Here is a 12,299-nt window from a genome sequence, read left to right as displayed (position 1 = left end):
TTTTTTTGTCAAAAGCGTCTGAAATCCTGCGCCCGCAGCCGTGGCGCCGCGAAGTCGATGAAGGCACGCACCCGCGCCGCCAGCATCCGCCCGTGCGGGTACAGCAGCGTGATGGGCAAGGGTTCTGTCTCGAACTTGCGCAGGATGGGCTTGAGCTCGCCGGCGCGCACCGGCGCCTGCACCATGTACGACAGGAAGGCGCCAATGCCCAGTCCGTCGCGGCAGGCATTGATTGCCGCATCCACGGAATTGGTCAGCACGCGCGGCGTGAAGCGCACGGTCACCAGCCGTCCGCCATCGCGGAACTGCCATTCGCTGAGCACGCTGCGGCCGGTGAAGCGGATGCCCGCATGGTCCTCAAGCTGATCCGGCCGGCGCGGCGTGCCGTGCCGCTTCAGGTAGTCGGGGCTGGCGCACAGCACGCGTTGCAGCAGGCCCGCCGGCACCGCGTGCAGCGTGGAATCGGCCAGCGGGCCGACGCGAACCGCCAGATCCACGCCCTCTTCGACCAGGTCGATACTGCGGTCGAGCAGCAGCAGCTCTGCCGATACCTGCGGATGCAGGCGCAGGAACTCGGTCACCAGCGGTGCCACATGCAGGCGGCCGAACAGCGTCGGGGCGGTCAGCACCAGCTTGCCGGCGGGCGTCGCCTTGCTTTCGAACAGCGCCTCCTCGGCGTCCTCCAGCTGGCCGATGGCCGCCTTGCAGATCGCGAGGTAGCGCCGTCCTTCGTCGGTCAGGCTGATGCGTCGCGTCGTCCGGTTGAACAGGCGCACACCGAGCCCGCTCTCCAGCTCGGCAAGCCGGCGCACCACGGTGGGCAGCGAGGTATCCAGCACCACCGCGGCCGCAGTGAGGCTGCCGCGTTCGGCGATGGTGATGAATGTCTGGATGCCGCGCAGCTTGTCCATACTTTCCTTCGGATCGATTAATCCGGATTATGCAGCAATCTGTTTTGTTTATTGCCATTTATCTCCTGTCGCGGCGATCGCACAATGCCTGCTCCACAACCAGGAGAAAACGCATGCAACCGTCCGCACCGATCAAGCTCTACCGCAGTCTCATCTCTGGCCATGCCCATCGCGCCGAACTGTGCCTGTCGCTGCTCGGGCTGGCCTATGCGCCGGTCGACGTCGACCTGCGCGCCGGCGAACAGAAGACGGCGGATTTCCTCAGGCTCAATCCATTCGGCCAGGTGCCGGTGATTGACGACGGCGGCACCGTCGTCGCCGATTCGAACGCCATCCTCGTCTATCTCGCGCAGAAGTACGGCGACGCGCAGTGGCTGCCGCGCGACCCGCTTGGGGCCGCCCGGGTGCAGCGGTGGCTGTCGGTCGCCGCCGGCGACATCGCGTTCGGCCCGGCGATGGCGCGGCTCGGCCGCCTCGGCCTACCGGTCGACGTCGAGGCCGCCGCCGCGCGCGCCAAGCGCCTGTTCGCCGTGATGGAGGGCGAGCTGCGGCAGCGCCCGTTCCTCGCCGCCACCCATCCGACCATCGCCGACATCGCCGGCTACAGCTACATCAAGCGCGCACCCGAGGGCGGCATTCCGCTGGAACCGTGGCCCGCCATCGCGGCCTGGCTGGCGCGTATCGAGGCGCTGCCCGGCTTCCTGCCGATGATCGCGCTGCCGGCGCCGCAGCCGGCCACCACCTGAGCAAGCGGGAGACGCAGATGAACCATCCCGCGGGCGCCTTCCACGGCGGCGAGATGCGCGCGCAGGAAATTGCCGGAGTGCGCGACAAGATGGCGAAGATCGGTGCCACGCTGGTGCGGGACTTCATGCCCGACCAGCACCGGGAATTCTTCCCGCTGCTGCCGACGCTGCTGCTCGGCGGCCGGGACGCCGAAGAGCAGGTATGGGCATCGATCCTCTGGGGCGAACCGGGCTTCATCCGTTCGCCCGACCCGGTCACGCTGCACGTCGCCGCCGGCCTCCCGCCCGAGGACCCGCTGGCGCCGGTGCTGCTGGTCGGCCGGCGCCTCGGTGCGCTCGGGCTGCAGTTCGAGACGCGCCGCCGGAACCGCGCAAACGGTGTGGTGACGGCATGCGACCGTGACGGATTCACGCTGGCCGTGCAGCAGAGCTTCGGCAACTGCCCGAAGTACATCCAGACGCGGGAAGCGGTCAGGCGATTGCCGCTGCCGCCCGCCGCACCGCCGCCGCCAGCAATGTCGGGCAGCGGCGCGCTGCCCCCGGACGCACTGGCGCTGGTGCGTGCCAGCGATACCTTCTTCATCGCCACCGCATCGGCTGCCGGCGGGGCGCACGGCGCCGACGTATCGCATCGGGGCGGACGGCCCGGTTTCGTCGATGTCGCCGCCGACGGCAGCCTGGTCTGGCCCGACTTCCAGGGCAACAACTTCTTCAACACGATAGGCAACCTGCTCGACGATCCGCGGGCCGGCCTGCTGTTCATCGATTTCGCCCGCGGCGACCTGCTGCAGCTCACCGGCAAAGCGGACATCGTGTGGGACGGGGAGCAGGTCGCGCGGTTGCCAAAGGCGCAACGGCTGCTGCGTTTCCGTGCGCAACGCTACCTGTGGCGACGCAGCGCGCTGCCCTTGCGCTGGCAGTTGTGCGAGCCGTCGCCGCACCTGGAGGGAACCGGCACCTGGTAGTGCCCGTCGCATGTCGCCGGCCTCGTTGCGCGGATGGAACCGCGGCTCGCGCACGCCCACTTATAGGGCAAGGCGCGCCGGCCGGGGCGCCACGCTGTCAGCCGGCTGACTGGAGCGGGAGCCATCATGAGTACGACACTCACACAAATCATCGGGCACTGGAAGCAGGTGCGCGATAACGCCCAGGACGCGGCAACCAGGGACATGGCGCAGCGTGTCATCGACATGCACGAGTCCCATCCGGCCGCGATCAAGGACAGCACGCCCGACATGACGACCGAGATCGACGGTGCAGGCACCGGCGGAAGCGGCGACGACCCACCGCAATTGTCGCCGGACCTGGATGGCACGCCTCCCGGAGAGCAGAAGGGCACGGGTGGCGCCGGCGGTACCGGTGGTACGGGCGGTACAACGCCCGACGTAGATGGAACGCCGCCGCCGACCGGCGGTGGCAACCCGTCGGAACTGATCGAGAAATACCGGACGAAGTTGCCGGAGAACATGCCGGCGGTATTCGACCTGCAGGTCGAAGGGACGGGCAAGACCCTGCGCCAGGTCATTGAATCCGCGGCCGAGAAGACCGGCACCCCCGCCATCCTGCTTGCCGGACAGGCATGGCAGGAAACCAAGGCGGGGCTCTATGGCAAGCCGGAGTTGACGGCGAAATTCGGCAAGCCCGGCGACGTCGCCGCCGGCGAGGTACTGGACAGCGTGGTCGAGACCTCGACGATCAATCCTGGCAACGGCATGAGCGACTCGGGCATCCTGCAGGTCAATCCCAACACGCTGCAGATCGTGGTGAATGGCGGCAGGATGGGGCAGGGCGACCAGACCGTCGACCTGCCGCCCCATCCGGAGCTGGCGGGCCTCGATCCGAGAAACGTCGAAGATGCATTCGTCATCGCCGGCACGCACATGAAGGACTTCCATGACATCTACAGCCGGAAGGATTTCGTCACGTCCGAGGGCGACGCCTGGGACTATGCGCTGCGCGCCTACGTCGGCGGTCCCGGCGCCGTCGTCCCGGGCAACCCCCACGTCAACGGCGTCGGCGGCGGCGATCCGACCTATGTGAGCAAGGTGCACGACCACATGACCGACTTCGCTGCCGGTTCGGCGCCACGCTGGCCAGCCTGAGCGCGGCGCCGGTCTTGCGGCGGCTGTCTAGTGGCCGTGGCCGGGCTTGCGGAACAGCCGGCCCACAAGCGTGACGAGCGCCAGGACGATGGCGCCGGCGATGATCCCGGCGACGATGTTGAGCAGGGTCGGCGTCAGCGCGCCCATCACCACGCCGACGCCCGGCAGCATGTCGGCCCCGTGCGCGATGTTCTCGATCTGGTGATGCACCACCGGGATGCCATGGGTAAGAATGCCGCCGCCGACCATGAACATCGCGACGGTACCGATGACGGACAGGCTTTTCATCAGGTATGGCGCGGTCTTCAGCAGTCCGCGGCCGAATGCGCGGAACAGACCGGTGCGACTGCGGCGGCTCAGGAACAGCCCGGCGTCATCCAGCTTCACGATGCCGGCGACCAGGCCGTACACGCCGACCGTCATGATGAGACCAATCCCGACCAGCACCGCGACCTGTTGCGAGAACGGCGCGTCGGCCACGGTCCCGAGTGCGATGGTGATGATTTCGGCCGACAGGATGAAGTCGGTCCGCACCGCGCCCTGGATCTTCTCTTTCTCCAGTGCCAGCACGTCGACGTCGGGCGTGGACAGCGCGCTTGCGCGGTGCGCATGTTCCGCGGCGTCCTCCTCCTTGCTGTGCAACATCCGGTGCGCCAGCTTTTCCACCCCTTCATAACAGAGGAAGGCGCCGCCGATCATCAGCAGGGGGATCACCGCCCAGGGAATGAATGCACTGATCGCCAGCGCCGCCGGCACCAGGATCACCTTGTTCTTCAGTGAGCCCTTGGCCACCGACCACACCACCGGCAGCTCCCGTTCCGCCCGCACGCCGGCGACCTGCTGCGCGTTCAGCGCCAAGTCGTCCCCCAGGACGCCGGCAGTCTTCTTCGCCGCGACCTTGGTCATCAGCGAGACGTCATCGAGGATCGTGGCAATGTCGTCGATCAGGGCAAGCAGGCTGGCTCCGGCCATGGGCATCCTTGTAAAAATGTTCAAACGGGCAGGGCAGATTTAACCACAGGCGGCGCATCCGCTGCCCGCATTCCCCGCCGACGGCGTGCGTCTCAACGCCGGGATGATGCTGTTATTCAACTTTTTCTCCGGCCGAGGCATAATTCCCCGCTCGACATGCAAGAACCATGACCGACCATTACCTGACCGTCAATACCGTTACGACGCGCTGGCAGCGCTTCGCGGTGCGCGCGCTGGCCGCCTTTGGCTGGCGCGTCAATGTCGCGCCGCTGCCGGGGCCCCGCGGCGTCGTCATCGTCTATCCGCACACCTCCAACTGGGATTTCCTGGTCGGCCTGTTTGCGAAGTGGGCGATCGGCGTGCGCTTTCGCTGGCTGGGCAAGGAAGCGCTGTTCCGGGGGCTGTCGGGCTTGCTGCTTGGGCCCTTGCTGCGCGCCTGGGGCGGCGAGCCGGTGGAGCGGCGCGAGGCCACCGGTGCGATCGCCCGGCTGGCGGCGAGAATCAATGCCTCCGGCCACTTCTGGCTGGCACTCGCGCCGGAAGGCACGCGCAAGTACCGCCATCGCTGGCGCAGCGGCTTCTACCATATCGCCCGCAGCGCCGGTGTGCCGCTCGGCGTTGCCACGATCGACTATGCGACGAGAGAAGTGCGCATGCTGACCTACCTGTCGATGGAAGGAGATCCCGCCGCCGACCTGGCCCGCATACGGGCGGCGTACCGCGACTGCCGCGGCCTGCATCCGCAATGCGCGTCGCCGATCGACTTCGCATTCGACCCGCCCGTCGCGTCGCCGCCGGCGGTCGCGCAGGTGGAAGCCTAGGGCGACGTGCGCAGCGAAGCGCGCCGCGGCAGGCACGCCGGGGCTGCCGGGTGCGGCGTCCGGCGGCCCCGGCAGCAATGAAAAAAGGCACCCGCGGGTGCCTTTTCTGCTGGCGTCAGATCACGCCCTGTTACCGTGTCAGGCAGCCAGGCGTTTTTCCAGCTGGGACTTGGTCGTCTCGAGCTCGCTCGGGAGGTGGTACTTCAGCTTCTCGAACAGTTCCGCATGCAGCTTCAGCTCGGCAGTCCATGCCGCGTTGTCGATCGAGGTGATCTTGTCGAACTGCTCGCGGCTGAACTCCAGGCCGTCCCATTGCAAGTCTTCGTAGCGCGGGGTGGTGCCGAAGATATGCTCTACGCCGCCTGCATTGCCTTCGATGCGGTCCAGCATCCATTTCAGCACGCGCATGTTGTCGCCGAAGCCAGGCCAGACGAACTTGCCGTTCTCGTCGGTGCGGAACCAGTTGACGCAGAAGATCTTGGGCAGCTCCGCCGGGGAGGCCGCGATCTTCTTGCCCATGTTCAGCCAGTGCTGGAAGTAGTCGCTCATGTTGTAGCCCATGAACGGCAGCATCGCGAACGGGTCGCGGCGCACCACGCCCTGCTGGCCGGCTGCTGCTGCGGTGGTCTCGGAACCCATGGTCGCCGCCATGTAGACGCCTTCGACCCAGTTGCGCGCCTCGGTCACCAGCGGCACGGTGGTCGAGCGGCGGCCGCCGAAAATGAAGGCCGAGATCGGCACCCCTGCCGGATCATCCCATTGCGGGTCGATCACCGGGTTCTGGGTGGCGGCGACGGTGAAGCGGGCGTTCGGGTGTGCCGCCTTGCGGCCGGTTTCCTTGGCGATCTCCGGCGTCCAGTCCTTGCCCTGCCAGTCGGTCAGGTGCGCCGGCGCCTCCTTGGTCATGCCTTCCCACCAGACGTCGCCGTCGTCGGTCAGCGCGACGTTGGTGAAGATGGTGTTGGCGCCCAGCGACGACATGCAGTTGGCGTTGGACGACATGTTGGTGCCGGGAGCGACGCCGAAGTAGCCGGCCTCGGGATTGATCGCGTACAAGCGGCCGTCGGCGCCCGGCTTGATCCAGGCAATGTCGTCGCCGATGGTCGTGACCTTCCAGCCATTGAAGGCCTTCGGCGGGATCAGCATCGCGAAGTTGGTCTTGCCGCAGGCGGAGGGGAAGGCCGCCGCAACATAGTGCTTCTTGCCTTCCGGCGACTCGACGCCGAGGATCAGCATGTGTTCGGCCAGCCAGCCCTGGTCACGGCCCATGGTGGACGCGATGCGCAGCGCGAAGCATTTCTTGCCGAGCAGCGCGTTGCCGCCGTAGCCGGAGCCGAAGGACCAGATCTCGCGGGTTTCCGGATAGTGGACGATGTACTTGGTCTCGTTGCAGGGCCACGGCACGTCCTTCTCGCCGGCCGCCAGCGGCTTGCCGACGGTGTGCACGCAGGGGACGTAGTCGCCGTTGTCGCCGAGGACGTCATACACCGCGCGACCCATGCGGGTCATGATGCGCATGTTGACCGCGACGTACGGCGAGTCGGACAGCTCGACGCCGATGTGCGCGATCGGCGAGCCCAGCGGGCCCATCGAGAACGGCACGACGTACATCGTGCGGCCGCGCATGCAGCCGTCGAACAGGTCGTTGAGCGTGTTGCGCATCTCGGCCGGGGCCATCCAGTTGTTGGTGGGGCCGGCGTCTTCCTGGCGCTCGCTGCAGATGTAGGTGCGGTCCTCGACGCGCGCCACGTCCGAGGGGTCGGAGCAGGCGAGATAGCTGTTCGGGCGCTTTGCCTCATTCAGCTTCTTCATGGTGCCGGCAGCGACCATCTCGGCGCACAGGCGGTCGTATTCCTCCTGCGAGCCGTCGCACCAGTAGATGCGGTCCGGCTTGGTCAGGGCGGCGATCTCGGCGACCCAGCCGATCAGCTTCTGGTGTTTGACGAAGGTTGGCGCATTCAATGGTGCAATGCCTCCCATAACGGGTTGGTTCATGTGTTACTTCCTCCAATGCCAATAAAGAATTCGGTCTTGTCCCGGCACGGCAGGATCGTCGTCAGCTTGTGGCTCGGCTAGATGGTGGACTAGCGGTACGGCGGTCATGTCGGAGGCGGCCATGTAGTGGCCGCCGCTACCCGAATAATGGAATAATGCTCGGGCAGGTGGGCTCGCGAACTGCTTGAAAACGCGAGAAATATGAATTGATTGTACACGCCGCCCCCACCCCGCTCAATGACTTACAACAAAATTGTAGGAAAAATTGTTGAGTTTTGTAGTAGGCAATTATGGGTTCTGCGCATAGCCGTACCTTTTTTACGGAAATACCAGCAAGGCCAGCTGCATGAAGATCGCCATACTCGACGACTACCAGGACTGCGTCCGCCACCTCGACTGCTTCCGCCTGCTCGATGGACACGAGGTGAAGGTGTTCAACAATAGCGCGCGCGGCCTGGGGCAGCTTGCGATTCGTCTAGCGCCTTTCGAGGCGCTGGTGCTGATTCGCGAGCGCAGCGCGCTGCCGCGGCAACTGTTGCAAAAACTCCCCAACCTGAAGCTGATCTCCCAGACCGGCAAGGTGAGCGGCCACATCGACGTCGCCGCCGCCACGGCGCGCGGCGTCGCCATCGCGGAAGGCGTCGGCGACCCGACGGCGCCGGCGGAACTGACCTGGGCGCTGATCATGGCGGCGACGCGACGGATACCGCAGTACGCAAGCAACCTGCGCGCCGGCTTGTGGCAGACGGCATCCACCTTGCCCGAGCTGAACACCCTCGGCACCGTGCTGAAGGGACGCACCCTCGGCATCTGGGGCTATGGCCGCATCGGCCGGCTGGTCGCCGGCTATGGCAAGGCGTTCGGCATGCGCGTCCTGGTCTGGGGCAGCGAGGCCAGCCGCGACGCCGCCGGGGCCGCCGGCTGCGACACCGCCGCGACGCGGGAGCAGCTGTTCGCCGAGGCGGACGTGCTGTCGCTGCACCTGCGGCTCAACGACGCAACGCGCGGCATGATTGGCGGCCTGGACCTGGCGCGGATGAAGCCCGACGCGTTGCTGGTCAACACCAGCCGCGCCGAGCTGATCGCGGCCGGCGCGCTGGAGGCGGCCCTGCGCGCCGGCCGCCCGGGCTTTGCGGCGCTCGACGTATTCGAAACCGAGCCGTTGCCGGCCGACGCGCCGCTGCTCCGGTACACCAACGTGCTGGCCACACCCCATCTCGGCTATGTGGAGAAGGACAGCTACGAGTGCTACTTTGGCGCCGCCTTCCGCAACATCCTGTCCTTTGCCGCCGGCAATCCGCAGCACCTGCTGAACCCGGAGGCGCTGGCGATTTCCCGCGCCTGACCCCGGAACCTTCACCGCCGGCCCGTCTCCTACCGGACTGGCCGGCGTCGTTGTGAACGGCCGGCCACCGGCACGAAAATCGAGCCGATTGGCGGCACGACGCGCGGGCCGATAACCAGGAGGCAGTCATGGGACTTGGATTCGATATAGGGCGCATCCTCGAGCAGTACGGCGGACAGCAGGGCGGGCGCCAGCAACAGGAGGTCGAGCGCGACTTCGACGACGTCGCCAGCAATGCCGGCCAGGAAGATTTGCGCGACGGGGTCGCCGAGGCCTTCCGCTCCGACCAGACCCCGCCGTTTGCGAGCATGGTCAGCCAGCTGTTCGGCCAGGCCGACGGCCAGCAGCGCGCCGGCATGCTGAACCAGCTGCTGGCCGGTGCCGGCCCGGCACTGCTCGGCTCGCTGCTCGGCGGCGGTGCGCTGGGCGGCATCCTCAACCGCGGCGACGCGCAGCCGGCACTGACGCCGGAGCAGGCAAGCCGGCTCACTCCCGAGCAGGTGCAGGACATTGCCGCCCGCGCCGAGCAGGCCAACCCGGGCGTCATCGAAAAGATGAGCGGCTTCTACGCCCAGAACCCCACGCTGGTGAAGGCGCTGGGCGGCGCGGCGCTGGCGATCGCGCTGGGGCGCATGGCGCAGCGGCGGCGGGGCGGCTGAGGGCCGCCGGCAACCGACGGCGGATTTGGCTACACTGGGGCTCCTTCAGCGGAGCCCCCCATGCAATCGACGCCAGCCAGGCAGCCCAGACTTTGGTCACTCACCCTCGGTAACTTCGCCATCGGCACCGGCGTGATGGTGGTGCCGGGCATGCTCAACGAACTGGGCAGCGCACTGGCCATCACCCCGGCCCAGGTCGGCCTGCTCATTTCCGCCTTTGCGATGACCATCTGCATCGGCGGCCCCTTCCTCGCCAGCCTGACCAGCGCAATCGACCGCCGCAAGCTGCTGGCCGGCTCGCTTGCCCTGTATGCGCTGATGCACCTTGCCTCGTCCCTGGTGCCGGGCTTCGACAGCCTGCTCGCCGCACGCATGATCACCGCCATCGGCGCTGCGCTGTTCACTGCGCAGGCCGCTGCCACCGCCGGCCTCATGGTCGCGCCGGAAGTGCGGGGCAAGGCGATCGGCATGATCTTCCTCGGCTGGTCGATCGCCGCGGTGGTCGGCGCGCCCCTCGGCGCCTGGCTCGGGGCCCATCTCGGCTGGCGCCCGACCCTGGCGCTGGTCGGCGTCCTGTCCGCCCTCTTCGCGGCGGCGGTCTGGATCCAGATTCCGGCCGGCCTGTTCGTCGCGCCGATGGACCGGGCCGCCTGGCGCGCGCTGTTCGCCAACCGGCCGCTGCTGCTGACGATTTCGGTCACCGCGATCCAGGCGCTGGGGATGTTCACCGTGTTTTCCTACATGGCGCTGCTGCTGAAGGATTTCATCGGCGCCACGCCCGGCGTGATCAGCCTGGTCTTCCTCTGCTTCGGTCTCACCGGGGTGCTCGGCAACGTGCTCGGGGCGCGCTTCATGGACCGCATCGGCCCGACCCGCGTTGGCGTCATCGCAATGAGCTGCATGCTCGCGGCGATCCTGATGTGGCCGCTGGCGCGCGGTTCGGTGGCGACGGTCGTCGCCCTGGTGCTGCTGTGGGGGATGGGCTGCTTCGCAGTCAACGGGGCGCAGCAGGTGAGGCTGGTCGCGATGGCGCCGGCGCTCGCCTCCGCCTCGGTCTCGCTGAATTCGTCGGCGATCTATCTCGGACAGGCCGCCGGCGCGTTTCTCGGCGGCGTGATCGTTACCGCGGAGGGCAGCGCCAGGCTGTCGTATTACGGCGCGGCGCCGATGGCGGCGGCCATCCTCGTCTCGCTGCATGCGGCGGGCATGGCCCAGCGGCAGCGCCAGGGCGCGGCGGGGGCGGCATGAAGGTCGCCAGCGTCAACACCGGCCGCGTCGGCGACCTTTTCGTCCAGCAGTCGGAGCGGATGCGCCGCGTCGCCACCGGCATTCACAAGCACCCGGTCGAGGGGCCGGTGGCGGTGAACAGGCTGGGGCTGGAAGGCGACGAACAGGCCGACCTCACGGTGCACGGCGGCCTTGCCAAGGCGGTCTACGCCTATCCGTCCGAACACTACCCGTTCTGGCGGGCACAGCGGCTGGCCGTGCTGAAACGCGACGAGCCGCTGGCACCCGGCGCCATGGGCGAGAACCTGACCCTGGAAGGGCTGCTGGAGGAGGATGTCTGGATCGGCGACAGGCTGCACGCCGGGACGGTGGTGCTGGAAGTGACCGAACCGCGGCAGCCCTGCTACAAGTTCGGGGCGAAGATGGGCTTCGCCCACGCGGTAAAGCTGATGCTGCAATCCGGCCACACCGGCTTCTACCTGCGCGTAGTCGAGACCGGAAGCATCGCCGCCGGCGACACGTTCGTGCTGCACCCCGGGCCGCGCCAGGTATCCGTGGCCCAGGTCAACCAGCGCCGCTGGCGCGGCCGCCAGCACGAGCTGTTCTAGCTGACTCCCTTTTCGATCGGCAGCGGCGGCAGTGCCGGCAGGCGGCCGGTGAGCGGCGCCTGCCGGCCTCCGCGCGCGCCGATCCTGCGCCATCCCGGCGGCCACGGCAGTGGCGGTCCGGCGTAGTTCGGCACGCCGCGGCGCACCGGAATCACCGGCAGATATTCCGGCACCGGCCCGTCGCGCAGGTCCCAGCCGAGCGTGTATGCATAGTTGGGCAGCAGCGCCTCGCACACCTGCTCGAACCATGCGGTGTGGTCCTCGTCGCGCCGTAGCGCCTGGGCCAGCCCATGGGGATCGAAGCGCGCAAAGCTGCGCACCAGTTCCTGCGCGGTCGCGCCGGGCTGGTCGCCCCATCCTAAAACCGGGTTGAAGTTGTAGTCCGCGCCCGAGCCGTACCAGCCCTCCCGCCACGGACGTTCCAGCCAGTTGCGCTGCCCGGTGAACAGGTGCCAGCGCCAGTGCAGCCCGGACGGCTTCGGCCAGCTGTACAGGTAGAGCCGTTCATAGCCGGCTCGATGCAGCTCGCGCACCATCGCCATCAGCCGCGCATGCGGCATCCGGTCCGGCGCGTCGCGGCGGAAGTGGATCGGCTCGCCGTCGGCATGCTGCAGGTCGTCGTGGGACAGGTTCAGGTCGAGCGTGCGCACCTCGTCGCCGAAACGGGCGGACACCCACCCGGTCAGGAGATTGACCGACGTGATCACGCCGTAGCCGCGATGGCGATGGAAGATGACGGTGCCTGGTGCAACTGGTTTCATGCTGTTCTGCCTGTGGGTCGCTTGTAGTGTAACGGGATTCCCGGCGCTTACGCGCAGAATGGCGCGCCCGGCGGTACGGGGCCGGGGCACCAACTCCATGCACGGGGACGCGCAGCCGTTCGGCGACCAAGCACCAAAATGGCGCGCGCCGG

General features: G+C 67.7%; 12 protein-coding genes. 8 read left to right on the top strand and 4 right to left on the bottom strand.

The annotated features are described in order from the left end of the window. Nucleotides 1-8 precede the first annotated feature (8 nt). Nucleotides 9-911, bottom strand: coding sequence for a LysR family transcriptional regulator (locus tag VIM12_RS02555; RefSeq protein ID WP_331940038.1), 903 nt, complete (start codon nucleotides 909-911; stop codon nucleotides 9-11). Nucleotides 912-1,024: 113 nt separating this feature from the next. Between VIM12_RS02555 and VIM12_RS02550 the strand changes: the two genes are divergently transcribed. From VIM12_RS02550 to VIM12_RS02540, 3 genes are all read left to right on the top strand, one after another. Continuing rightward, on the top strand, nucleotides 1,025-1,657 hold the full coding sequence (locus VIM12_RS02550; RefSeq protein ID WP_331940037.1) for a glutathione S-transferase: 633 nt from the start codon (nucleotides 1,025-1,027) through the stop codon (nucleotides 1,655-1,657). 17 nt (nucleotides 1,658-1,674) lie between these two features. Beyond that, entirely contained in the window at nucleotides 1,675-2,622 is a 948-nt protein-coding gene (locus tag VIM12_RS02545) for a pyridoxamine 5'-phosphate oxidase family protein (protein WP_331940036.1), read from the top strand. 126 nt (nucleotides 2,623-2,748) lie between these two features. Then, entirely contained in the window at nucleotides 2,749-3,759 is a 1,011-nt protein-coding gene (locus VIM12_RS02540) for a hypothetical protein (protein ID WP_331940035.1), read from the top strand. Nucleotides 3,760-3,786: 27 nt separating this feature from the next. Here the strand turns inward: VIM12_RS02540 and VIM12_RS02535 are convergent, their stop codons facing one another. After that, nucleotides 3,787-4,731 carry a DUF808 domain-containing protein gene (locus tag VIM12_RS02535; RefSeq protein ID WP_331940034.1) on the bottom strand — a complete coding sequence of 315 codons (945 nt, stop codon included), beginning with the start codon at nucleotides 4,729-4,731 and terminating at the stop codon, nucleotides 3,787-3,789. Nucleotides 4,732-4,898: 167 nt separating this feature from the next. On the opposite strand from VIM12_RS02535, the gene VIM12_RS02530 reads away from it, so the two are divergent. Further along, the gene (locus tag VIM12_RS02530; protein ID WP_331940033.1) at nucleotides 4,899-5,552 is read left to right on the top strand and encodes a 1-acyl-sn-glycerol-3-phosphate acyltransferase; all 654 of its coding nucleotides are present in this window, start codon (nucleotides 4,899-4,901) and stop codon (nucleotides 5,550-5,552) included. A gap of 138 nt (nucleotides 5,553-5,690) precedes the next feature. On the opposite strand, the gene VIM12_RS02525 is transcribed toward VIM12_RS02530, so the two are convergent. Further along, on the bottom strand, nucleotides 5,691-7,547 hold the full coding sequence (locus VIM12_RS02525; protein ID WP_331940032.1) for a phosphoenolpyruvate carboxykinase (GTP): 1,857 nt from the start codon (nucleotides 7,545-7,547) through the stop codon (nucleotides 5,691-5,693). Between the two features lie 346 nt (nucleotides 7,548-7,893). Here VIM12_RS02525 and VIM12_RS02520 point away from each other — a divergent pair, with 346 nt between their 5' ends. From VIM12_RS02520 to VIM12_RS02505, 4 genes are all read left to right on the top strand, one after another. Next, nucleotides 7,894-8,892: a D-2-hydroxyacid dehydrogenase family protein gene (locus tag VIM12_RS02520; protein ID WP_331940031.1), complete on the top strand. Its 999-nt coding sequence runs from the start codon at nucleotides 7,894-7,896 to the stop codon at nucleotides 8,890-8,892. A 128-nt stretch (nucleotides 8,893-9,020) separates the two neighbouring features. Then, nucleotides 9,021-9,551 carry a hypothetical protein gene (locus VIM12_RS02515; RefSeq protein ID WP_331940030.1) on the top strand — a complete coding sequence of 177 codons (531 nt, stop codon included), beginning with the start codon at nucleotides 9,021-9,023 and terminating at the stop codon, nucleotides 9,549-9,551. Between the two features lie 60 nt (nucleotides 9,552-9,611). After that, nucleotides 9,612-10,799: an MFS transporter gene (locus VIM12_RS02510; protein WP_331940029.1), complete on the top strand. Its 1,188-nt coding sequence runs from the start codon at nucleotides 9,612-9,614 to the stop codon at nucleotides 10,797-10,799. After that, on the top strand, nucleotides 10,796-11,386 hold the full coding sequence (locus VIM12_RS02505; protein ID WP_331940028.1) for an MOSC domain-containing protein: 591 nt from the start codon (nucleotides 10,796-10,798) through the stop codon (nucleotides 11,384-11,386). Before VIM12_RS02510 ends, VIM12_RS02505 begins: the two co-directional genes overlap by 4 nt. Here the strand turns inward: VIM12_RS02505 and VIM12_RS02500 are convergent. Further along, a complete protein-coding gene (locus tag VIM12_RS02500) occupies nucleotides 11,383-12,147 on the bottom strand; it encodes an L-asparaginase (protein ID WP_331940027.1) in 765 nt (254 codons plus the stop codon). The two genes, VIM12_RS02505 and VIM12_RS02500, sit on opposite strands and share 4 nt — an antisense overlap. Nucleotides 12,148-12,299: the final 152 nt, after the last annotated feature.

The organism is Noviherbaspirillum sp. (assembly GCF_036563305.1).
GTDB lineage: Bacteria > Pseudomonadota > Gammaproteobacteria > Burkholderiales > Burkholderiaceae_D > Noviherbaspirillum.
The sequence above is the reverse complement of the archived record's forward strand: the minus strand, read 5'-3'. Positions and strand labels throughout refer to the sequence as shown.

Bases quoted from the DNA above. Each gene is read 5' to 3' on its own strand.
- VIM12_RS02545 (WP_331940036.1), top strand. From the start codon at position 1,675: ATGAACCATCCCGCGGGCGCCTTCCACGGCGGCGAGATGCGCGCGCAG.
- VIM12_RS02515 (WP_331940030.1), top strand. From the start codon at position 9,021: ATGGGACTTGGATTCGATATAGGGCGCATCCTCGAGCAGTACGGCGGA.
- VIM12_RS02510 (WP_331940029.1), top strand. From the start codon at position 9,612: ATGCAATCGACGCCAGCCAGGCAGCCCAGACTTTGGTCACTCACCCTC.
- VIM12_RS02520 (WP_331940031.1), top strand. From the start codon at position 7,894: ATGAAGATCGCCATACTCGACGACTACCAGGACTGCGTCCGCCACCTC.
- VIM12_RS02500 (WP_331940027.1), bottom strand. From the start codon at position 12,147: ATGAAACCAGTTGCACCAGGCACCGTCATCTTCCATCGCCATCGCGGC.
- VIM12_RS02530 (WP_331940033.1), top strand. From the start codon at position 4,899: ATGACCGACCATTACCTGACCGTCAATACCGTTACGACGCGCTGGCAG.
- VIM12_RS02505 (WP_331940028.1), top strand. From the start codon at position 10,796: ATGAAGGTCGCCAGCGTCAACACCGGCCGCGTCGGCGACCTTTTCGTC.
- VIM12_RS02525 (WP_331940032.1), bottom strand. From the start codon at position 7,547: ATGAACCAACCCGTTATGGGAGGCATTGCACCATTGAATGCGCCAACC.
- VIM12_RS02535 (WP_331940034.1), bottom strand. From the start codon at position 4,731: ATGGCCGGAGCCAGCCTGCTTGCCCTGATCGACGACATTGCCACGATC.
- VIM12_RS02555 (WP_331940038.1), bottom strand. From the start codon at position 911: ATGGACAAGCTGCGCGGCATCCAGACATTCATCACCATCGCCGAACGC.
- VIM12_RS02550 (WP_331940037.1), top strand. From the start codon at position 1,025: ATGCAACCGTCCGCACCGATCAAGCTCTACCGCAGTCTCATCTCTGGC.
- VIM12_RS02540 (WP_331940035.1), top strand. From the start codon at position 2,749: ATGAGTACGACACTCACACAAATCATCGGGCACTGGAAGCAGGTGCGC.